Below are 20,093 nucleotides of genomic sequence, written 5' to 3'. Positions count from 1 at the left end.
TGCATGCCCGCCAATTGGGCATCCTGGCCAGAAATGAGTGAGGATTCATACGAGTTGCGTCCTGGAAAGGCACGCCACAGGTTCCGCTCCTCCATTCCGCTGCCGGACCGCCCTGCTTGAACATCCGTGACGCCGCCCTGCGCCGGGCCGCCATGCTGCGCCCCGCCGAGGCGGAACCCGCGCGCATCTCCCTCGCCACCCTGCGGCGGGGCGGGGTGCGCCAGGCGCCCGACACCCGCGCGCAGGATGTGCGCTCCATCTCCTGGCGCGGGCTGACCTACGCCTACCTGCTGGGGCTGGGGCTGCTGGCCTCGGTGACGCTGGGGGGCGGCTGGCTGGTCTATGACCTGCTGCACCGGCAGTCGGAGCATGCCGGGCTCATCAGCGAGGCCGGCGCCCAGCGCACCCGCGCGGTGGAGATCGCGGCCCTGGCCGCCACGGCGGCGGATGCCGGGGCGGCGGACCGCGCTTGGGCCCAGGCCCGCCTTCCCGCCGCCGTGGAGGAGATGGACGCCGCGCATCGCCGCCTGCTGGCCCGCACCCTGGACCTGGCCGAGCGCGGCGAGGCGCTGCGCCGCTTCTACCTGGGCATGGGCGGGCTGGACGCGCGGGTGCGCGGCTTCCTGGACGGCGCCGCCCAGGCCGCCGCCCGCCCGGAGGCCGCCGCCGCCCTGCGCGCCGCCGCCCTGCACGGCCTGCTGCCCGCCTTGTCCGAGGCGGTGGCGCAGCACGAGGACGCGGCCCGCGCCGACGTGCGCCGCCTCTCGCTGGTGCACCAGCTGGCGGTGGGCGCGGCGCTGCTGCTGCTGCTGGTGGAGGCGGTGCTGGTGTTCCGCCCCCTGGTCGGGCGCATCGCCGCCCTGGCCGGGCGTCTGGACCACGAGGCGCGGTCGGACGCCCTGACCGGGCTGATGAACCGCCGCGCCGTGACCGCCGCCCTGGCGGAGGTGATGGGCACCGGCGAGCCGGTGGCGGTGATCGCGATCGACCTGGACCACTTCAAGGAAACCAACGACGCCGAGGGCCACGCCGCGGGCGACGCCCTGCTGCGCGCCGCCGCCGCGCGCATCCGCGAGGCGACGCGCCCCGGCGACATCCTGGGCCGGCTGGGCGGCGACGAGTTCGTGGCCTTCCTGCGCCACACCGCCTCGGAGGAGGAGGCGGCCGCGGTGGCGCGGCGCCTGTCGGAGGCGCTGCACCAGCCGGTGCCGCACGGCCCGCGCTCCCTGCGCCTGGGCGCCACCATGGGCGTGGCCCTGGCCCCCACCGACGCCGACACCCCCGAGCGCATCCTGCGCGCCGCCGACGAGGCGCTGATCCGCGCCAAGCGCCGTGGCCGCGGCAGCGTCGGCCGCGCCACGCCGGAGGATTCCGCCCGCGTGGCGCGCGAGGCGCAGCTGGCCCAGGCGCTGGCGCAGGCCGGCGACGGCCCGCTACCGGGGCTGGAGGCCTGGATGCAGCCCGTGCTCTCGGCCGGCGGGGCCTTGCTGGGGCTGGAGGTGCAGGCGCGCTGGCGCCACCCCGCCCTGGGCGCGGTGCCGGCCGGCGAGCTGTTCGCCGTGGCGCAGCGCCAGGGCCTGGCCCACCGCGTCGCCCGCCAGCTGCGCGCCGAGGGCTTGCGCCGCTTCGCCGCCCTGCGGCGCGAGGGGCTGGCCGATGGCCGGGCGGCGGTGAGCCTTTCCGCCGCCGAGCTGCTGCGCGACGACGTGGCGGAGGTGCTGGAGGCGCAGGTGGCCGAGGCCGGGCTGGACCTGCGCTCGCTGCTGCTCGGCATCACGGAGGACGCCCTGCTGGACCGGGTGGCCGCCACCAGCATCGCCCGCCTGTCGGCGCTGCGCGGCCAGGGGGCGGCCATCGCGCTGGAGGATTTCGGCACCGGCAACGCTGGGCTGGCGCAGCTGCTGCGGATGCCGCTGGACGCGGTGCGGCTGGACCGCGCCTTCACCGCCCGGCTGGGCACCGACGGCCGCGCCGAGCGGGTGGTGGAGGGCGTCATCCGCCTGGCCCACTCGCTGCAGCTGTCCGTGGTGGCGGCGGGGGTGGAGGACGCGGCCCAGGCCGCGCTGCTGCGCGCCATGGGCTGCGACGGCCTGCAGGGCGGTCTGCTGGCCCCGCCCATGGCCGGGGAGGCGCTGCGCGGCTGGCTGGCCGGCCGGCACGCCCTGCCGGCCGGCCCGCCGGGGCCGTGACCCGCGCCGCGGGCCACGGGCCGTCCCGGCCGGCTCAGGCGGTGGCGGGGCGCACCCCCATCGCCACCGTGCGCTCGTCCATGCGCGCCTGGTAGGACAGGCCGCGCCGCGTCGCCCAGGTGTGGTTGAGCTGCACCAGCGGCATGATCGGCGCCTCGCGCGCCACCCAGCGCACCAGGTCCTGCAGGGCGCGCTCGCGCTGCGCGTCATCGAGGATGGTGGTGGCCTCGGCGGTCATGCGGTCCAGCTCGGCGCTGCTGAAGCGGCCGCCATTGGAGGCGCCGGTGCGGCGCTGCTGGTCGAAGGTGTTCATGATGTTGACCAGCATGTAGCTCGCCTCCGCCGTCACGCTGCCCCAGGAGGTGAGGCGCATGGCGAATTCCTGCCGGTTGGAGCGCGCGGCGAAGGAGGCCCAGGGGATGGCGTCCACCGTGGTCTGCACGCCGATGCGCGTCCAGAACTGCGCCACCGCCTGGGCGATGCGGCTGTCGTTCGGGAAGCGGTCGTTCGGGCTGTGCAGCGTCAGGCGGAAGCCGTTGGGGAAGCCGGCCTCGGCCAGCAGGCGGCGGCAGGCCTCCACGTCCAGCACCTGCGGGCGCACGTCCGGCGCATGGGAGTACACGCCCGGCGGCAGCCATTGCGCGGTGGCGGTGGCCTGGCCCTCCATCACGCGCTCGGCGATCGCCTCGCGGTTGATGGCGAGGTTGAGCGCGCGGCGCACCCGCACGTCGTCGAAGGGGTTGCGGTCCAGCGGGTTGCCGTTGTTGTCCGTCACGAAGGGCAGGTTCGCGCGGCGGGAGAAGTCGGCCATCAGGTAGACCACGCGCAGGCCCACCGTCTCGCTCACGCTCACCCGCGGCTCGCGGCGCAGGCGCGCGAGGTCGCTGGAGGCCACCTGGTCCACCATGTCGAAGTCGCCGGCCAGCAGCGCGGCCGAGCGCGCGGCGTCGTTGGCGACGAAGCGGTAGGAGACGCGGGCCCAGGGCTCGCGCGCGCCCCAGAACTCCTCGTTGCGCTGCAGCTCCGTGCGGTCGCCCTGGCGGTGGGAGACGAAGCGGTAGGCGCCGGTGCCGATGGCGGCGCGGCCGGAGTTGTAGTCCTCCGTCGAGGCGCCCTCGCCCACATGCTTCGAGATGATGAAGATGGAGGCCAGCTCGGTCGGCAGGATCGGGTTGGTGAAGTGGGTGTGGAAGCGGATGGTGTGGCGGTCCACCACCTCGGAGCGCGCGATGGAGCGGATGAAGCCGCCGAAGCCGCCGGGCGAGTTGGGCACGTTGGGCGCGCGCGTCATGGTGAAGGCGACGTCCTCGGCCGTGAAGTCGCGGCCGTCATGCCACTTCACGCCCTCGCGCAGCTTGAACTCCCACACGGTGGGCGCCACCGCCTGCCAGGAGGTGGCCAGGCCGGGCTGCAGCTTGGCGTCGTGGGTGCGGTCCACCAGCGTGTTGAACACGTGCAGCGCCAGGGAGGAATTGGGCGCGGCGTTGAAGAAGTGCGGGTCCACCGAGGTGATGGAGCCGCCGGTGGCGATGGTGAGGTTCGGCCCGGCCGGCTGGGCGCGCAGGAGGGCGGGCGCGGCGAGGGCGCCGGCGGCGCCCAGGCCCAGTGCGCGGCGGGAAACGGAATCGGTCATGCAGGCCCCCAGGCTTCTTGGAACGGATGAACTTCCCGTTAGACCATTCCGCGCCGGGGAAGAATGGGATTCTCGCCGAAGCGGCCTGCGCCGCCCATGCCCGCGCGGCTTACGCCGATCTTGAACGCGCGGCTTACGCCGCGACCCGCCGCCCCACGAAGCCGCCCACCGCCTCGGCCAGGGCGGCGGCGACGCGGGCGCGGTGCTCGGGCCGGCGCAGCGCCTGCTCGTCGCCCGGGTGGCTCAGGAAGCCGCATTCCACCAGGGCGGCCGGCACGTCGGGCGCCTTGAGCACCACGAACTGCGCCCGGCGCAGCGGCTGCTGCAGCAGCGGCACGTCGCCGTCCAGCGCGTTCACCGCCAGCCGCGCCAGGCGCTCGCTGCCCGCCCGCGTCTCCTGCCGCATCAGGGAGAGCAGGATGCGCTGCACCTCGGGGCTGACGGAGGGCAGGCGCAAGCCGCCGGCACGGTCGGCCAGGTTCTCGCGCCGGGCCAGGGCGGCGGCCAGCGGGTCGGTCGCGGTCTCGCTCAGGGTGTAGACGGAGGCGCCGCGCAGCGGCGGCTGGCCCGGCGGCAGGGAATCGGCGTGCAGGGACAGCAGCAGCGCCGCCTCGCGCTCGCGCGCCAGCTCCACCCGCCGCTTCAGCGGCACGAAGACGTCGCGCGAGCGGGTGAGGGCCACGCGCACCCGGCCCTGCCCCTCCAGCTGGCGCTTCAGCTCCAGCGCCAGGGCCAGGGTGATGCGCTTCTCCTGCGTGCCGCCGGGGCCGATGGCGCCGGGGTCGGCCCCGCCATGGCCAGGGTCCAGCACCACCAGCGGCAGGCTGGCGCGCGGCGCGGCGCGCGGCCGGGCGCCCTGGGCGCTGGCGATTCCCGGCGCCGCCAGCAGCGCGGCCAGGATGGTGCGGCGGTGAAGTCCCCTCATGACGCTGCGACCCCCATCGCAACCGCGCCAGCTTAGCCGGGCGGCGGCCCGCCTGCCAGCGCCGACGCCCGCGGCCCCGGCAGGGCTGCCACCCCCTCCGCACGCGGCGGCGGCGCGCCCCTTGCGGGACGGGGCGCGGGGTGCAATGGTGCCCTGCCCCAGCGACCGGCGCTGCGGGCAAGGCTCGGGGAGCCGCGCGAAGCCAGGGTCTGGCCGTCGCCGCGCCCCGCGCGCCAAGCGCCGCCCCCCGCATTGCCGGCCCGGGCGGCGCGAAGCAGGCCGCCTTGCCCGTCCTTCGCGCCCGCGATGCAGCGCCCCGCCGCCCTTGCCGCGGCCGGCCCCGCCCCGCAAGGTCGTCCGCGCCGTCAGGCGCGCGCAGCCGCGGGGGCTGCTGCCCCATCGGGCGCCCCGCCCCGCCGCCTGCGATGCAGGGACGCGCGGCGGCCGCGCCCCCGGAACGAGGAACGACGCTGCGTGTCCGTGACATCGCCGCCGATCGGCCCCCGCCCGGAATCCGTCCCATCTTCCATGCGCCGCCCCCTGGCCCCACGGCCCCGCCGCGGCGCGGAGTTCCCTTTCCATGACCAAGCGCATGCTGATCGACGCGGCCCACCCGGAAGAAACCCGGGTGGTCGTGATGGACAATTCCCGCATCGAGGAGTTTGACCTCGAGGCGGCCAACCGGCTGCCCCTGAAGGGCAACATCTACCTGGCCCGCGTGGTGCGGGTGGAGCCGTCGCTCCAGGCCGCCTTCGTCGAGTACGGCGGCAACCGCCACGGTTTCCTCGCCTTCGGCGAGATCCACCCCGACTACTACCAGATCCCCGTCGCCGACCGGCAGAAGCTGCTGGAGGCGCAGGAGGCCGAGGCGCGCGAGGAGGCCGAGGCCGAGGCGCGCGAGGACGAGCGCCGCGCCCAGCGCGAAAGCATGGCCGCCGAATCCCGCGCCGCCCGCAAGGCCGCCGCCGAGGCCATCCTGGCCGAGACCGCGCCGGCCGATGAGGCCGAGCCGCAGCCGGAGGAGGCCCTGGCCGCCGAGCTGGAATCCGAGGCCCAGTCCCGCGCGGCCGAGGAAGGCGAGGAGCCGCGCGGCCGCGTCGAGCTGCTGCCGCCGGAGGACGACGCCCCCCTGCCTGAGGTGATCGGGGAGGAGGCGCAGCCCGGCGCCGAGGACGCGCCGGAGGAGGCGGGCGGCGACGACGACCGCGCCCCGCGCCGCCGCGAATCGCCGCGCTTCCTGCGCAACTACAAGATCCAGGAGGTCATCAAGCGCCGCCAGATCATGCTGGTGCAGGTCGTGAAGGAGGAGCGCGGCAACAAGGGCGCGGCGCTGACCACCTACATCTCGCTGGCCGGGCGCTTCTCCGTGCTGATGCCCAACTCGCCGCGCGGCGGCGGCGTCTCCCGCAAGATCACCTCCTCCTCCGACCGCCGCCGCCTGCGCGAGGTGATCGAGGAGCTGGAGATGCCGCGCGGCATGTCGCTGATCGTGCGCACCGCCGGCGCCCAGCGCCCCAAGACCGAGATCCGCCGCGACTGCGAGTACCTGCTGAGCCTGTGGGACAGCATCCGCGAGCGCACCATGGCCTCCACGGCGCCCGCGCTCATCTACGAGGAGGCGGACCTCATCAAGCGCGCCATCCGCGACGGCCACGCCCGCGACATGGACGAGATCTTGGTGGAGGGCGACGAGGCCTGCCAGCAGGCGCGCGAGTTCATGCGCATGCTGATGCCCGAGCACCTGCGCAAGCTGAACCCCTACCGCGACGGCACGGTGCCGCTGTTCTCCCGCTACGGGGTCGAGCAGCAGCTGGATGCCATGCACGAGCCCACGGTGCAGCTGAAGTCGGGCGGCTACATCGTCATCAACCAGACCGAGGCGCTGGTCGCCATCGACGTGAACTCCGGCCGCGCGACGCGCGAGCGCCACATCGAGGACACCGCCCTCAAGACCAACCTGGAGGCGGCGGACGAGATCGCCCGCCAGCTGCGCCTGCGCGACCTCGCGGGCCTCATCGTCATCGACTTCATCGACATGGACCGCAACCGCGACAACGCGGCGGTGGAGAAGCGCCTGAAGGACGCGCTGCGCCACGACCGCGCGCGCATCCAGGTAGGCCGCATCAGCCATTTCGGCCTGATGGAGATGAGCCGCCAGCGGCTCCGCCCCTCCCTGAACGAGACCGCCTTCGTCACCTGCCCGCACTGCCTGGGGCGCGGCACGGTGCGCAGCCTCGAATCCTCCGCCATCGCCGTGCTGCGCGCGGTGGAGGAGGAATGCGCCCGCCGCCGCGCGCACGAGATCACCGTGCACGTGCGCCCCGAGGTGACGCTGTTCCTGCTGAACCGCAAGCGCGAGCGCCTGACGGAGATCGAGGCGCGCTGGGGCGTGCACGTGGCCTTCAGCGCCGACGCCGCCTTGCAGGGGGCCGAGACGCGCATCGAGCGCTCGCGCCTGCCGCCCGCCCCGCCGCGGGAGGAGGAGCGCCCGGCCGCCATCCGCATGGACTACGCCGACACCCCGGCCGCCGCGGAGGAGGACGAGGAGGCCGAGGACGCCGCCGCCCCCGCGGGCGAGACCAGCGAGGAGCGCCAGCGCCGCCGCCGCCGCCGCCGCCGGGGCGGCCGCCGCGAGGAGGGCGCGCCCCGCGCCGAGGGCCAGGAGGAGGGCGCGGAGGAGCAACCCGCCGCGGAGGGCGACGTTCCACCGGCTCAGCCGGAGGGGCAGGACGTGGCCGAGGACAGCGCCGCAGCGAATGAGGGCGAGGCCGAGAAGCGCCGCCGTGGCCGCCGCGGCGGCCGCCGCCGGCGCGAGGAGGAGGGCGCCCCCGCCGAAGCCCCGGCCGAGGCCGTGCACGCCCAGGCCGAGGCCCACCGCTCCTATTCCGGCCCCACCCCCGCCGACCCGTTCCACGGCCACGAGGACCAGCTGATCGCCGCCATGGAGGCAGCCGAGGCCGCCGCCGCCGAGGCGCTGGCCCCGCGCCAGCCGCCGGTGGTGATGCCGGAGAACCCGGCCTCGCCCGCCCCGGAGGCGCCCAAGGCCAGCGAGCCGGCGCCGGCCACACTGGAGCCGGAGCCGGAGGCGAGCGCGCCCGAGGCCGCCGCCCCCGAGGCCGCCGCGCCGCAGTCGGAACCGGCGCCCGCCGCGCCGGCGGCCGAGCCGGACGCGGTCGTCGTCGGCCCGGCCATCCAGCCGCGGACGGTGGAGGAAGCGGCCGCGGCCGCCCCGCGCCGCACCGGCTTCTGGCGCCGCTGAGCCGGTGAGCGAGCCGCCCGTCCTCGTCGCCCGCGAGGGCGCGGTGGTCCATGTCACGCTCAACCGCCCCGCCCGGCGCAACGCCATCGGCGGCGGCATGGGCGAGGCGCTGGACGCGCTGGTGGCGGAGCTGCGCGCGGACGCCACCGCCCGCGCGGTGGTGCTGCGCGGCGCGGGCGGGCACTTCTGCGCCGGGCTGGACCTGGCCGAGGTGGCCGCCACCCCCGGCGAGCAGGAGGCGCGCAACCGCGCCGTCGGCGCCCGCTACCTCGCGCTCAGCGAGTTGCCGCAGGTGGTGATCGCGGCGGTGGAGGGCGCGGCCCATGCCGGCGGCATCGGCTTCGTCTGCTGCGCCGACATCGCCTTCTGCGCCGCCGATGCCCGCTTCGCCGCGCCCGAGGTGCGGCGCGGCCTGGTGCCGGCGCAGATCCTGCCCTGGCTGGTGCGCCGCATGGGCCGCGCCCAGGCCACCCGCCTGGTGCTGGAAGGCGCGGTGGTGGACGCCGCCCAGGCCGCGCGCATCGGCCTGGTCCACGCCATGGCGCCCGACCGCGAAGGGCTGGACGCGCTGGTGGCGGCCTGCCTGCGCGAGGTGACGCAGGGCGCCCCGCGCGCCCTGGCCGAGACCAAGGCCCTGCTCTCCGCCCTCGGTGCCCTGGCGCCGGAGGGCTACGGCGCCGCCGCCGCCGCCGCCTTCGGCCGCACCGCGGGCGGCGAGGAAGCGCGCGAGGGCATCGCCGCCTTCCGCGGGAAGCGCGCCCCGGCATGGGCGAGGTGAGGGCCGGCGGCGGATTGAAGCCCGCGCCCGGCGCCGCGATATTGGCGCGGTGATCCGCCCCCGCCGCCCCCAGTTCTTCTACACCACCACGCCCCTGCCCTGCCCCTACCTGGCCGGCCGGACGGAGCGCAAGATCGTCACCGAGCTGACCGGCACGGACAGCGAGGCGCTGCACGACCGCCTCTCGCGCGCCGGGTTCCGGCGCTCGCACAACATCGCCTACTCGCCGGTGTGCCCGGGCTGCCGCGCCTGCATCCCCATCCGGGTGGTGGCGGCGGAGTTCGCGCCCTCGCGCACGCAGCGCAAGGTGGCGGCGCGCAACGCCGGGCTGCTGGTGCGCCCGGTGCCCGCCCGCGCGACGGCCGAGCAGTTCGCTCTGTTCCAGGCCTACCAGCAGGGGCGGCACGCCGGCGGCGACATGGCCTCCATGGGTTTCTACGATTACCGCGCCATGGTGGAGGACACGCCCATCACCACCGGGCTGGTGGAGTTCCGCGAGGCGGACGGGCGGCTGCTGGGCGCCTGCCTGACCGACTGGCTCTCCGACGGGCTGTCGGCGGTGTATTCCTTCTACGCCCCGGCGGAGGAGCGCCGCTCGCTGGGCGCCTATGCCGTGATGTGGCTGGTGGCGGAGGCGAACCGGCTCGGCCTGCCCTACGTCTACCTGGGCTACTGGGTGCCGGAGAGCCGCAAGATGGCCTACAAGGCCGCCTTCCGCCCGGCCGAGGTGCTGCGGCACGGCCAGTGGTCGCGCCTGGGGGCGGAGGCGGAGGCCCCGGCGGAGACAGTGGCCGCGCGTTGACGCGCCCCGGGGCGCGTGCCATCCCGCCGCCGATGCCCAGGCCCCCCAACGGCGCCCCCTCCGGCACCCCGGAAAGCTGCGACGGCTTCGCCGTGCTGCCGGCCGAGCGGCTGCTCCTGCTTTCCGGCACCACCGCGCGCCCCTGGGCCGAGGGGGAGCAGGCCGGCGCGCTGCACACCAACCTGGGCCGCGTGGAAGGCCCGCTGCGCACCGTCTTCACCGGGGAACGCTTCCACCTGGCCTTCGCGCTGCCGCACCTGCCCGCCCTGCAGGCCCGCGCGCTGGAGGTCGCGCCCGGGCGGGTGCTGCCCATCGCCGCCGCCCGCCCCACCCCGGCGGAGGACGCCCTGGCGGCGCTGCGCCGCGCCCTGGCCGGCGCGCCGGCCGCGGTGCAGGCCGCCATCCGCCCCCTGCTGCCGCGCCGCGCCTTCGGCGGCACCGACACCGTGCCCCTGCTGGCCAGCCGCGCCGTCCACCTGGAGGTGGACCGCGTGCTGCGCCTGCCCGGCGCAGGGCTGCTGGTCTGGGGCTGGCGCATGGACCTGGGCGGCGCGGTTTCCGCCATCCGCCTGTGCACGCCGCAGGGCGAGGCGGCGCTGGACCTGGCGGCCGCCATCCCCGTGCCGCGCCCCGACGTGCGCGAGGCCGCCCGCACCTATGCCCCCACCCATGACGACTGGGGCTTCTGCGCCTTCGTGCCGCTGGAGGCGCCGCCCGGCACCCCGCTGTGGCTGGAGGTGGAGCTGGCCGATGGCGAGACGGGGGAGCGCGCGCTGCAACCCGCCGATTCCGCCGGGCTGGCCACCATCCGCCAGGTGCTGGCGCTGCCGCGCGCCCCCGGCAGCCGGCTGGAAGCGGCGATGGAAGGCACGCTGGGCCCGGCGGTGGAGGCGCTGAACGCCGCCCGCCTGGCACGCCCGCGGCGGGTGGAGGAGCTGGCCTTCGGCGCCCAGCCCGCCCGGCCGCGCCTGTCGGTGGTGGTGCCGCTGCACGGCCGGCTGGACTTCATGGAGCTGCAGCTGGCGCTGTTCTCCGCCCGGCCGGACCCGGGCATCGAGCTGATCTACGTGCTGGACGACCCGCCCCGCCGCGCCGAGTGCGAGCAGATGGCCCTGGCGGCGGAGGCGCGCTTCGGCCTGGGCTTCCGCCTGGTGCTGCTGGAGGAGAACCTGGGCTTCGCGCCCGCCTGCAACGAGGGCGCGCGGCGCGCCCGCGCCCCCTTCCTGTGCCTGCTGAACAGCGACGTCTTCCCCCTGCCCGGCGAGGGCATGGCGGCGCTGTCCGCCCTGCCGGCCCGGCTGGAGGCCGATGAGGGGCTGGGCGCCGTCGGCCCCCTGCTGCTGTACGAGGACGGCACCGTGCAGCACGAGGGCATGCGCTTCGAGGCGGTGCGCGGCCTGCCGCCCTGGCCCTTCCCCATCCACCCGCGCAAGGCCCACCCCGCCCCGCCGGGCGCGGCGCTGCTGGAGGCGCCGGCCATCACCGGCGCCTGCCTGGCGCTGCGCCGCGCCGAGTGGGAGGCGCTGGGCGGCTTCGACGAGGGCTTCGTGATCGGCGACTTCGAGGACAGCGACCTGTGCCTGCGGCTGCGCGCGCGCGGCCTGCGCTGCGCCGTGGACACCGGCGCCCGGCTGTACCACTTGGAGCGGCAGTCGCAGGAGGAGGGGGCGGGCTGGCGCTTCCACGCCACCCTGTTCAACGCCTGGCGCCACGCCCGCCGCTGGGCCGGGACCATCGGCGCATGACGCGCATCCTCACCGTCTCGCACACCCACCCGCGGCTGACGCGCGGCGGGGCCGAGATCGCCGCCCACGAGCAGTTCCGCCGGCTGCGCGAGGCGCCGGGCGTCACCGCCTTCTTCCTGGCCGGCAACGGCGGCTGGCACGCGCGGCGCAGCGGCGTGGTCATCCAGCGCCCCTGGGGCCCGGACGAGTTCCTGGCCGACGCGCCGGGCTACGACCACTTCCGCCACGCCAACCCCAACCCGGCCCTGGCGCGCGAATTCGCCGAGCTGCTGGCCGAGCTGCGGCCCGACATCGTCCATGTCCACCACTACCTGGGGCTGGGCGTGGAGCTGTTCGCGGCGGTGCGCCGCCACGCGCCCCAGGCGCGGCTGGTGCTGACCCTGCACGAGTACCTGCTGCCCTGCGCGCATTTCGGCCAGATGGTGACGCGCCCCGACCTGGCGCCCTGCACCGAGGCCAGCCCGCAGCGCTGCCACCGCTGCTTCCCCGAGCACGACCCGCGCGCCTTCTTCCTGCGCGAGCTGTGGCTGAAGCGCTTCCTGGCCGAGGTGGACCTGTTCATCTCCCCCTCGCGCTTCCTCATGGAGCGCCACATCGCCTGGGGCCTGCCGCGCGAGCGCTTCGCGGTGCTGGAGAACCTGCTGCCCGCCGCGCCCGGCGCGGAGGCGCCGCCGGGGCCGCGCGCCGGCGGCGGGCCGTTCCGCGCCGGCTTCTTCGGCCAGCTCTCGCGCCTGAAGGGGGTGGACGTGCTGGTGCGCGCCGCCGAGGTGCTGGAGGAGCAGGGGGTGGACGCGGTGATCGAGCTGCACGGCACCGCCGAGCACCAGCCCGACAGCTTCCGCGAGCACGTGCGCAAGGTGCTGGCCGCGCCGCCGCCGCGCCTGGCCCCCCGCGGCCCCTACCGCAACGAGGAGGTGACGGCGCTGATGCGCGGCGTGGACGCCGTGCTGGTGCCCTCCATCTGGTGGGAGAACTCGCCGCTGATCATCCAGGAGGCGGCGGCGGCCGGGCGGCCGGTCATCGGCTCCGACCTCGGCGGCATCCGGGAGAAGCTGGCGCAGATGCCGGGCAGCGTGACCTTCCGCCCCGGCGACCCGCTGGACCTCGTCGCGCGCATCGCCGGGATGGCCGCCCTGCCGGCAGAGGCGCGCACGCCGCCGCCGCGCCCGGCCGGCGCCCGGCTGGAGGAGCTGCTGGCGCTCTACGCCGCGCTGCCGCCACGCGCCGCGCCCGCCGCGCCGCGCCGCCGCCGCGCGCCCGCAGGGAGCTGAGGGCTCAGGCCGCGGCGCCCAGCAGGGCGCGGGCGCGCTCCAGGTCCTCCGGCGTGTCCACGCCCAGCGGCACGTCGTCCACTGCCTGGGCGTCCACCCGCATCCCCGCCTCGATGGCGCGCAGCTGCTCCAGCTTCTCGCGCCGCTCCAGCACGGAGGGCGGCAGGGCGACGAAGCGGCGCAGCGCCTCGCGCCGCCACGCATACAGGCCGATGTGGTGCCACAGCGGCCCCTCGCCCCAGGGCGCGGTGGCGCGGGTGAAGTAGTGGCAGCGGAAGCGGCCGGGCGCCCATTCGGTGCCCACCATCTTCACCACCTGGGAGGCGGTGCGGTCCTCCGCGCGGTGGATCTCCGCCACCAGCGTGCCCAGCGCCACCTCCGGCTCCTCCATCACCGCCAGCACGGCGCGGATGGCGGCGGGCGCGATGGTGGGCAGGTCGCCCTGCACGTTCACCACCACCTCCTGCGTGCCGCGCGGGTCCAGCGCCTCGATGGCCTCGTGGATGCGGTCGGAGCCGGATTCGTGGTCGGCGCGGGTCATCACCGCGCGGCCGCCATGGGCGCGCACGGCCTGGGCGATCTCCTCGGCGTCGGTGCAGACGACCACCTCGCCGATGGCGGCTTCCTCGGCGCGGCGCATCACCTGCACGATCATCGGCAGGCCGGCGATCTCGGCCAGCGGCTTGCCCGGCAGGCGGGTGGCCCGCAGCCGGGCGGGGATCAGGACCAGCGTCACGCCTTGGCCAGCGCGTCGAAGGCCTTGAGGCGCGCCAGCAGCGCCGGCATCTCCCGCAGCGGGATCATGTTGGGGCCGTCGCTGGGGGCGGCGTCCGGGTCCTGGTGGCACTCGATGAACACCGCCGCCACCCCCACCGCCACCGCGGCGCGGGCCAGCACGGGGGCGAACTCGCGCTGGCCGCCGCTGCTGCCGCCCTGCCCGCCCGGCTGCTGCACCGAATGGGTGGCGTCGTACACCACCGGGTAGCCGGTGCGCGCCATGATGGGGATGGAGCGCATGTCGGAAACCAGCGTGTTGTAGCCGAAGCTCGCGCCGCGCTCGCACAGCAGGATGCGCCGGTTGCCGGTGGAGGCGATCTTGTCCGCCACGTTCACCATGTCCCAGGGCGCCAGGAACTGGCCCTTCTTGACGTTGATGGCCGCGCCCGTCTCGCCCGCCGCCAGCAGCAGGTCGGTCTGGCGCGACAGGAAGGCGGGGATCTGCAGCACGTCCACCGCCTCGGCCGCCGGGGCGCATTGCTCGGGGGCGTGCACGTCGGTCAGGGTGGGCAGGCCGGTGCGCTCGCGCACCTCGGCCAGGATGGCCAGGCCCTCCTTCAGGCCGATGCCGCGCGCGGCGCCCACGCTGGTGCGGTTCGCCTTGTCGAAGGAGGACTTGTAGATCATCGGCACGCCGGCCTCGCGCGCCATGGCGGCCAGCGCCCCGGCGGTCTCCAGCGCGTGCTGGCGGCTCTCGATCTGGCAGGGGCCGCAGATGAAGGCCAGCGGGCGGCCCTGGCCGATCAGCAGGTCGCGGACGGGGACGTCGGTCATCGCGGGGTCCTTCTCACAGCACGCCGGCGCGCAGCAGGTCATGGACGTGCAGGATGCCCACCGGGCGGCCTTCCTCCGTCACGAACAGGGCGGTCACCTGGCGCTCGTTCATGCGGCGCAGCGCCTCGGCGGCCAGGGTGGCGGGGGGCACGGTCAGGGGGTTTCGGGTCATCACGCCGGCGGCCGGGCGGTCCAGCAGCCCGGCCTCGCCGGCCTCCAGCGCGCGGCGCAGGTCGCCGTCGGTGATCACGCCGGCCAGCCGCCCCTCCTCCAGCACGCCGACGCAGCCGAAGCGCTTGCCGGTCATCACGATCACCGCCTCGCGCAGCGGCGTGGCGGGGGCGCAGGTCGGCAGCTCGGCCGGGCCGTGCATCAGGTCCGCCACGCGGGACAGCTGGGCGCCCAGCCGGCCGCCGGGGTGGAAGGTGCCGAAGTCGTCGGCGGTGAAGCCGCGCCGGTGCAGCAGCGCCACCGCCAGCGCGTCGCCCAGCGCCAGCTGCATGGTGGTGGAGGTGGTGGGCGCCAGCCCCATCGGGCAGGCCTCCGGCACGCGGGGCAGGATCAGCGCCACGTCGGCGGCGCGGGCCAGGGCGCTGTCCTCCCCGGCGGTGATGGCCACCAGCGGCAGGGCGAAGCGCCGCGCATGGGCGATCAGGTCGGTCAGCTCGGCCGTGTTGCCGGAGTTGGACAGCGCCAGCACGGCGTCGCCGGGCACGATCATGCCCAGGTCGCCGTGGCTGGCCTCGCCCGGGTGGACGAACTGCGCCGGGGTGCCGGTGGAGGCGAAGGTGGCGGCGATCTTGCGCCCCACATGGCCGGACTTGCCCATGCCGGAGACGACGACGCGCCCGGTGGCGCCGGCCAGCGCCGCCACCGCGCGGGCGAAGGCCTCGCCCAGCGAGGCCTCCAGCGCGCGCAGCCCCTCGGCCTCGGCGCGGATCACCGCGCGGCCGGTGGCCAGGTCGTCCGTCGCCGCGCGCGCGCCGTCCAGCACCGCGTTCAGGCCCGGCCCACCGAGTGGTAGGCGAAGCCGGCCTCGCGCATCGCCGCCGGCTCCCACACGTTGCGCAGGTCCACCACCACGCGGCCGGCCATCGCCTCGGCCAGCCGGGCGGGGGCCAGGGCGCGGAACTCGTTCCACTCGGTCAGCAGCACCAGGGCGTCGGCGCCCTGGGCGGCGTCCAGCGCGTTGCGGGCGTAGTGGATGCCCTCGGGCAGCATCTGCCGGGCGAAGGGCATCCCCTCGGGGTCGAAGGCGCGCAGGGTGGCGCCCGCCTGCGCCAGCAGCGGCAGGATGGCGAGCGAGGGGGCGTCGCGCATGTCGTCCGTCTCGGGCTTGAAGGTCAGGCCCAGCACGGCCACCGTCTTGCCCGCCAGGCTGCCGCCGCAGGCATCCACCACGCGCTGGGCCATCGCCTCCTTGCGGGCGTCGTTCACCGCGATGGTGGTCTCCACCAGCCGCAGCGGCGCGCCGAGTTCCTGTCCGGTGCGGGCGAAGGCCAGCGTGTCCTTGGGGAAGCAGGAGCCGCCGTAGCCCGGCCCGGCATGGAGGAACTTGCGGCCGATGCGCCCGTCCAGCCCGATGCCGCGCGCCACCTCCTGCACGTCGGCGCCGGCCTTCTCGCACAGGTCGGCGACCTCGTTGATGAAGGAGATCTTCATGGCGAGGAAGGCGTTGGCGGCGTACTTGATGATCTCCGCCGTCTCCAGCGCCGTGACCATCACCGGCTTCTCGATGAGGTAGAGCGGGCGGTACAGGCGGCGCAGCACCTCGGCCGCGCGCTCGCCGGAGGGGCCGTCCTCCACGCCCACCACCACGCGGTCGGGGCGCATGAAGTCGCCGATGGCCGCGCCCTCGCGCAGGAACTCGGGGTTGGAGGCGACGGCGATGTCCAGCTCCGGCCGGGCCGCCTGCACGATGGCCTTGATGCGCCGGCCGGTTCCCACCGGCACGGTGGACTTGGTCACCAGCACCAGCGGGCCGCGGGCGGCGCGCGCCACCTGCTCGGCCGCGGCGAAGACGTAGGTGAGGTCGGCGTGGCCGTCGCCGCGCCGGGTGGGGGTGCCCACCGCCAGGAACACGGCGTCCGCCCCGGCCACCGCGGCCGAAAGGTCGGTGGTGAAGGACAGCCGGCCTTCCCGCGCGTTGTCGGCCACCAGCTTGTCCAGCCCGGGCTCGTAGATGGGCATGCGCCCCTCGCCCAGGGCCGCGACCTTGGCCGCGTCGGTGTCCACCAGCGCCACCTCCACGCCGAACTCGGCGAAGCACGCCCCGGAGACCAGGCCGACATAGCCGGCGCCAACGACTGCAATCCTCATCGCGTCTCCAATCCTCCGCCTCAGGGCTCGCGCATCGCCTCGACCAGGTTGGGCAGCGCGCGCTCGAGCAGATACCGCAGCGGGGTGCGCGTGCCCACCATGATGTCCGCCTGGACAGGCATGCCGGGCATGAGGCGGAACTCGGGCGGGATGTTCACCAGGTTCATCTCGTCCACCGAGACGCGGGCGCGGTAGAAGGCGGGGGCGTTGGCCACCTGCTGGGCGCGCGTGGTGTCCTGCGACAGGTTGAGGACGCGGCCCCAGCCCATGCCGTGCCGGATGAAGGGGAAGGTCTCGAACTTCAGCGCCACGCGGTCGTCCATGCCGACATGCGCCAGGTCGCGCGGCTGGATCTCGGCCTCCACCTCCAGCCGGGCCTCCAGCGGCACCAGCGCCGCCAGCAGCTCCCCCGCCGCGAGGACGGAGCCCGGGGAGTTCTTGCCAAGCTCCTGCACCACGGCGTCCACCGGGGCGCGCATCTCGATCAGGGTGTGGCGCAGCCGCGCCTTGGCCAGCCCCTCGCGCACGTCGGACAGGTCGCGCCGGCGCGCCGCCAGGTCCTGCGAGACCTGGGCGCGCCAGTTGCCCAGGAAGGCGTCGAGGTCGGCGGCGACGGAGGCCAGCTCCCGCGCGCTGCCGCGCAGCTGGCCCTCCAGCGCGGCGATGGTGCGCTGGATCTCCAGCCGCGAATCGGTGGCAATCAGCGAGTTGAGGCGCGAGCCGACCTGCACGCGCTCCAGGTCGCGGCGCATGGTCTCGATCTGGCCGGCGATCTGGGCGCGCTGGGCCAGCTGCGCCAGCTCGGCCCGGCTGCGGGCCATGCCCTCCTGCAGCACGTTCATGCGCTGGCGCAGGCTTTCCACGCGGAACTCGCGCTCCGCCCGGCGCTGGCCGAAGATGGCGGCCTGCAGCGCCATGGCCTGGCCCGGCCCGGGGGCGAAGGGCTGCTCGGCGGCCTCGGCTTCCAGCCGCTCCACCTCGGCGGCGAGGCTGAGTTCCTGCGCGCTCAGCGCCGCCACGTCGGCGCCGGCGAAGGTGGGGTCCAGGTGGGCGATCAGCTCGCCGCGGCGGACCACCTGGTTCACCCGCACGTGGAAGCTGCGCACGATGGCGGGCTCCAGCGGCTGGATCAGCACGTTGGGCACGGTGCTGACCACCCGCCCCTGCGCCACCACCACCCGGTCCATCGGCAGCAGGATCAGCACGGCCATGATGCAGGCGAACAGCGCGGCCAGGATCAGCACGATGCTGCGCGCCAGCCGCCGCGGCGGCCGCGCGATCTCGGCCGCGGTGGGCGAGACGAATTCCAGCGTGACGAGGGTGGGCTCCTCCGGCCGCGGCCGGCCCGGCATGGCGTTCATGGCGCGCCCTCCCGGACGTCGCGGTTCTGCTGGGCCCACAGGGCGCGGTAGGCCGGCACGGTGCGCAGCAGCTCGGCGTGCGGGGCGCAGCCGGCCACCTCGCCGCGCTCCAGCACCAGGATGCGGTCGGCGTCCACCAGGCTGGACAGGCGGTGGCTGACCATGAGGATGGTCCGCCCGCGCGCGATGCGCCGCAGGTTGGCGTTGACGATGGCCTCGCTCTCGGGGTCCAGCGCGCTGGTCGCCTCGTCCAGCACCAGGATGGGGGGCGAGGTCACCAGCGCGCGCGCGATGGCCAGGCGCTGCTTCTGCCCGCCCGACAGGTTGGGCGAGCCTTCCTCGATCAGCGTGTCGTAGGAGCGCGGCAGGCGCTCGATGAACTCCTCCGCCCCGGCCAGGCGGCAGGCGTGGATGACGTCCTTGAAGGAGACGCCCATGCGCCCGGCGGCGACGTTTTCCCGGATGGTGCCGCGGAACATGAAGTTCTCCTGCAGCACGACGCCCATGTTGCGGCGCAGGTGCTGCAGGTCCAGCTCTCGCAGCTCGATGCCGTCCACCTTGATGAGGCCGGTGTAGCCGGCGTTGAGCGACTGCAGCAGCCGCGTGATGGTGCTCTTGCCCGAGCCGGAGCGGCCGACCACGCCCAGGATGCTGCCCTCCGGCGCCTCGAAGCTCACCTCGCGCAGCACGGGGGCGGCGGTGCCGGGATAGGTGAAGGACACCTCGTGGAAGGAGACGCGGCCGCGGATGGCGGGGCGGATGCCCTGCGCGCCGGCCGGGCGCTCGGCCGGGTGGTTGACGACGGAGCCGGCCTCGCCCACGGCCATGCGGACGTGCTCGATGGCGTGCAGCAGGTTCACCAGCGACATCAGCGGCCCGGAGACGCGCCCGGCCAGCATGATGAAGGCGAAGAGCGAGCCGATGGTGGTGTCGCCGCCGCTGCGCAGCACCAGCACCGCGCCGATGATCATCACCGAGCGCTGGAACATCGCCTCGATGGGCTCGGACAGGGTTTCCAGCCGGTTGGTCAGCGCCATGAGGTCGAAATGCGCCCGCACCGCCTCGGCGGTGCGGCGGTTCCACACCTCGCTCTGCTGCGGCTCGATGGCCAGGGCCTTGATGGTGCGCATGCCCTGCACCGTCTCGGCCAGCACCACGGCCTTGGCGCGCTCGGCCTCCACCGCGCGGGCGGTGGCGCGGCGGATGGCCGGGCGGAAGGCCAGGATCAGCAGCACCAGCATCGCGGTGAGCAGCAGCACCAGCCAAGTCAGCGGCACCGAGATCAGGAACAGCACCGGCAGCACCACCACCAGCGTGACCACGTTCACGAAGGTGCGGAACATCGGGCCGGTGATGAAGTCGCGCACGCGGTGCATCTGGAAGATGCGCGACTGGATGTCCCCGGCCTGGGTCTTCTCGAAGAAGTCCAGCGGCAGGCGCAGCAGGCGCTCCATGGTGAACAGGCTCATCCGCGCGTCCACCCGGCGCGCCAGCACGGCCGACAGGTGGCGCTTGGCCCAGCCCAGCAGCACGTCGAAGGCGGTGATCACCACCATCATCGCCGCGAACAGCACCAGGGTGGAGTAGGTCTGGAACAGCATCACCCGGTCGGCGATGCTCATGAAGATCAGCGCCGGCGCCAGGCCCAGCACCGCCAGCACCACCGACGCCAGCCCGATGTCGCGCACCAGCTTCGCGTCGGGGCTCAGCGTCAGCCAGATCCAGCGCAGGCCGAAGGGCGTCTCGGCGGCGCGGTGCGCGTCGGCGCCGCGCATCACGATGCCCCCGCGCAGCCAGTTCTCCTCCAGCCGCGCCCGGTCCACCTCCCGCGCGGGGGCGGTCATGTCGCGCGGGTCGCGCAGCAGCACGGCGTCGCGGCCCGGCACCCGGCCCTCCAGCAGCGCCGCGCCGCCATCCTTGAGCAGCAGCATGGCGGCCGAGCCGCCGCCGGCCAGGTTCAGCACGTCGGCCCAGCCCATGGGCAGGGCGCGCGCGTCCAGCCCGGCCTCCTGGGCGCAGCGCACCAGGGCCGGCGCCTCCACCGCGTCGGCGGCGGCGAGCATGGCCAGCGTGCGCCGGTCGATGTCCACGCCCATGCGCAGGCCCAGGGCGTGCAGCGCCGCCGGGCGGGGCGGGAGCGCCGCGCGGGGCGGCGCCTGGATGTCGGCGGTCTGGTCCAAGATGCGGTGGTCCCCGGGATGTCCCGCGCGGCGCCTCGTCTGCACGCGATGGTAGCGCCTTCGCGCCCTGGTTGAAACAG

The 20,093-nt window shown here is 75.5% G+C and carries 14 protein-coding genes; 6 read left to right on the top strand and 8 right to left on the bottom strand.

Annotation, left to right across the window (positions count from 1 at the left end; genetic code table 11):
• The first annotated feature begins 116 nt into the window (after nt 1-116).
• Nucleotides 117-2,189, top strand: coding sequence for an EAL domain-containing protein (locus ACI6QG_RS11765; RefSeq protein WP_407024754.1), 2,073 nt, complete (start codon nt 117-119; stop codon nt 2,187-2,189).
• Nucleotides 2,190-2,223: 34 nt separating this feature from the next.
• Here the strand turns inward: ACI6QG_RS11765 and ACI6QG_RS11760 are convergent, their stop codons facing one another.
• Together ACI6QG_RS11760 and ACI6QG_RS11755 are read right to left on the bottom strand one after the other, a co-directional pair.
• On the bottom strand, nt 2,224-3,822 hold the full coding sequence (locus ACI6QG_RS11760; RefSeq protein WP_407024753.1) for an ABC transporter substrate-binding protein: 1,599 nt from the start codon (nt 3,820-3,822) through the stop codon (nt 2,224-2,226).
• A gap of 133 nt (nt 3,823-3,955) precedes the next feature.
• Nucleotides 3,956-4,747 carry an N-acetylmuramoyl-L-alanine amidase family protein gene (locus ACI6QG_RS11755; RefSeq protein ID WP_407024752.1) on the bottom strand — a complete coding sequence of 264 codons (792 nt, stop codon included), beginning with the start codon at nt 4,745-4,747 and terminating at the stop codon, nt 3,956-3,958.
• Between the two features lie 580 nt (nt 4,748-5,327).
• Here ACI6QG_RS11755 and ACI6QG_RS11750 point away from each other — a divergent pair.
• Genes ACI6QG_RS11750 through ACI6QG_RS11730 form a run of 5 tightly spaced genes read left to right on the top strand, consistent with a single transcriptional unit; the run spans nt 5,328 to nt 12,602 of the window.
• A complete protein-coding gene (locus ACI6QG_RS11750) occupies nt 5,328-8,006 on the top strand; it encodes an Rne/Rng family ribonuclease (RefSeq protein ID WP_407024751.1) in 2,679 nt (892 codons plus the stop codon).
• 4 nt (nt 8,007-8,010) lie between these two features.
• The gene (locus ACI6QG_RS11745) at nt 8,011-8,784 is read left to right on the top strand and encodes an enoyl-CoA hydratase/isomerase family protein (RefSeq protein ID WP_407024750.1); all 774 of its coding nucleotides are present in this window, start codon (nt 8,011-8,013) and stop codon (nt 8,782-8,784) included.
• Nucleotides 8,785-8,833: 49 nt separating this feature from the next.
• Nucleotides 8,834-9,586, top strand: a complete 753-nt coding sequence (locus tag ACI6QG_RS11740; RefSeq protein ID WP_407024749.1) for an arginyltransferase — start codon at nt 8,834-8,836, stop codon at nt 9,584-9,586.
• A 32-nt stretch (nt 9,587-9,618) separates the two neighbouring features.
• A complete protein-coding gene (locus ACI6QG_RS11735) occupies nt 9,619-11,331 on the top strand; it encodes a glycosyltransferase (RefSeq protein WP_407024748.1) in 1,713 nt (570 codons plus the stop codon).
• Nucleotides 11,328-12,602 (top strand): glycosyltransferase family 4 protein, encoded by a 1,275-nt coding sequence (locus tag ACI6QG_RS11730; RefSeq protein WP_407024747.1) that lies wholly within the window; start codon nt 11,328-11,330, stop codon nt 12,600-12,602. The genes ACI6QG_RS11735 and ACI6QG_RS11730 overlap by 4 nt, the downstream gene beginning before the upstream one ends.
• 4 nt (nt 12,603-12,606) lie before the next feature.
• Here ACI6QG_RS11730 and ACI6QG_RS11725 read toward each other — a convergent pair whose 3' ends face one another.
• From ACI6QG_RS11725 to ACI6QG_RS11700, 6 genes are read right to left on the bottom strand one after another with little or no spacing between them, the layout of a single operon-like run.
• Nucleotides 12,607-13,338: a 3-deoxy-manno-octulosonate cytidylyltransferase gene (locus ACI6QG_RS11725; RefSeq protein ID WP_407024746.1), complete on the bottom strand. Its 732-nt coding sequence runs from the start codon at nt 13,336-13,338 to the stop codon at nt 12,607-12,609.
• A complete protein-coding gene (gene kdsA / locus ACI6QG_RS11720) occupies nt 13,335-14,153 on the bottom strand; it encodes a 3-deoxy-8-phosphooctulonate synthase (RefSeq protein ID WP_407024745.1) in 819 nt (272 codons plus the stop codon). Before kdsA ends, ACI6QG_RS11725 begins: the two co-directional genes overlap by 4 nt.
• A 13-nt stretch (nt 14,154-14,166) precedes the next feature.
• The gene (locus ACI6QG_RS11715) at nt 14,167-15,147 is read right to left on the bottom strand and encodes a KpsF/GutQ family sugar-phosphate isomerase (protein ID WP_407024744.1); all 981 of its coding nucleotides are present in this window, start codon (nt 15,145-15,147) and stop codon (nt 14,167-14,169) included.
• A gap of 5 nt (nt 15,148-15,152) precedes the next feature.
• Entirely contained in the window at nt 15,153-16,472 is a 1,320-nt protein-coding gene (locus ACI6QG_RS11710) for a UDP-glucose dehydrogenase family protein (protein WP_407024743.1), read from the bottom strand.
• Nucleotides 16,473-16,492: 20 nt separating this feature from the next.
• A complete protein-coding gene (locus ACI6QG_RS11705) occupies nt 16,493-17,833 on the bottom strand; it encodes an HlyD family type I secretion periplasmic adaptor subunit (RefSeq protein ID WP_407024742.1) in 1,341 nt (446 codons plus the stop codon).
• Entirely contained in the window at nt 17,830-20,013 is a 2,184-nt protein-coding gene (locus ACI6QG_RS11700; protein WP_407024741.1) for a peptidase domain-containing ABC transporter, read from the bottom strand. The genes ACI6QG_RS11705 and ACI6QG_RS11700 overlap by 4 nt, the downstream gene beginning before the upstream one ends.
• Nucleotides 20,014-20,093: the final 80 nt, after the last annotated feature.

This window comes from Sabulicella flocculans (genome assembly GCF_045449635.1).
GTDB lineage: Bacteria > Pseudomonadota > Alphaproteobacteria > Acetobacterales > Acetobacteraceae > Roseococcus.
This window is presented reverse-complemented; position numbering and strand designations above follow the sequence as displayed.

Coding starts and splice junctions, on each gene's coding strand:
- ACI6QG_RS11760 (WP_407024753.1), bottom strand. CDS start 3,822: ATGACCGATTCCGTTTCCCGCCGCGCACTGGGCCTGGGCGCCGCCGGC.
- ACI6QG_RS11755 (WP_407024752.1), bottom strand. CDS start 4,747: ATGAGGGGACTTCACCGCCGCACCATCCTGGCCGCGCTGCTGGCGGCG.
- ACI6QG_RS11750 (WP_407024751.1), top strand. CDS start 5,328: ATGACCAAGCGCATGCTGATCGACGCGGCCCACCCGGAAGAAACCCGG.
- ACI6QG_RS11735 (WP_407024748.1), top strand. CDS start 9,619: ATGCCCAGGCCCCCCAACGGCGCCCCCTCCGGCACCCCGGAAAGCTGC.
- ACI6QG_RS11730 (WP_407024747.1), top strand. CDS start 11,328: ATGACGCGCATCCTCACCGTCTCGCACACCCACCCGCGGCTGACGCGC.
- kdsA (WP_407024745.1), bottom strand. CDS start 14,153: ATGACCGACGTCCCCGTCCGCGACCTGCTGATCGGCCAGGGCCGCCCG.
- ACI6QG_RS11710 (WP_407024743.1), bottom strand. CDS start 16,472: ATGAGGATTGCAGTCGTTGGCGCCGGCTATGTCGGCCTGGTCTCCGGG.
- ACI6QG_RS11705 (WP_407024742.1), bottom strand. CDS start 17,833: ATGAACGCCATGCCGGGCCGGCCGCGGCCGGAGGAGCCCACCCTCGTC.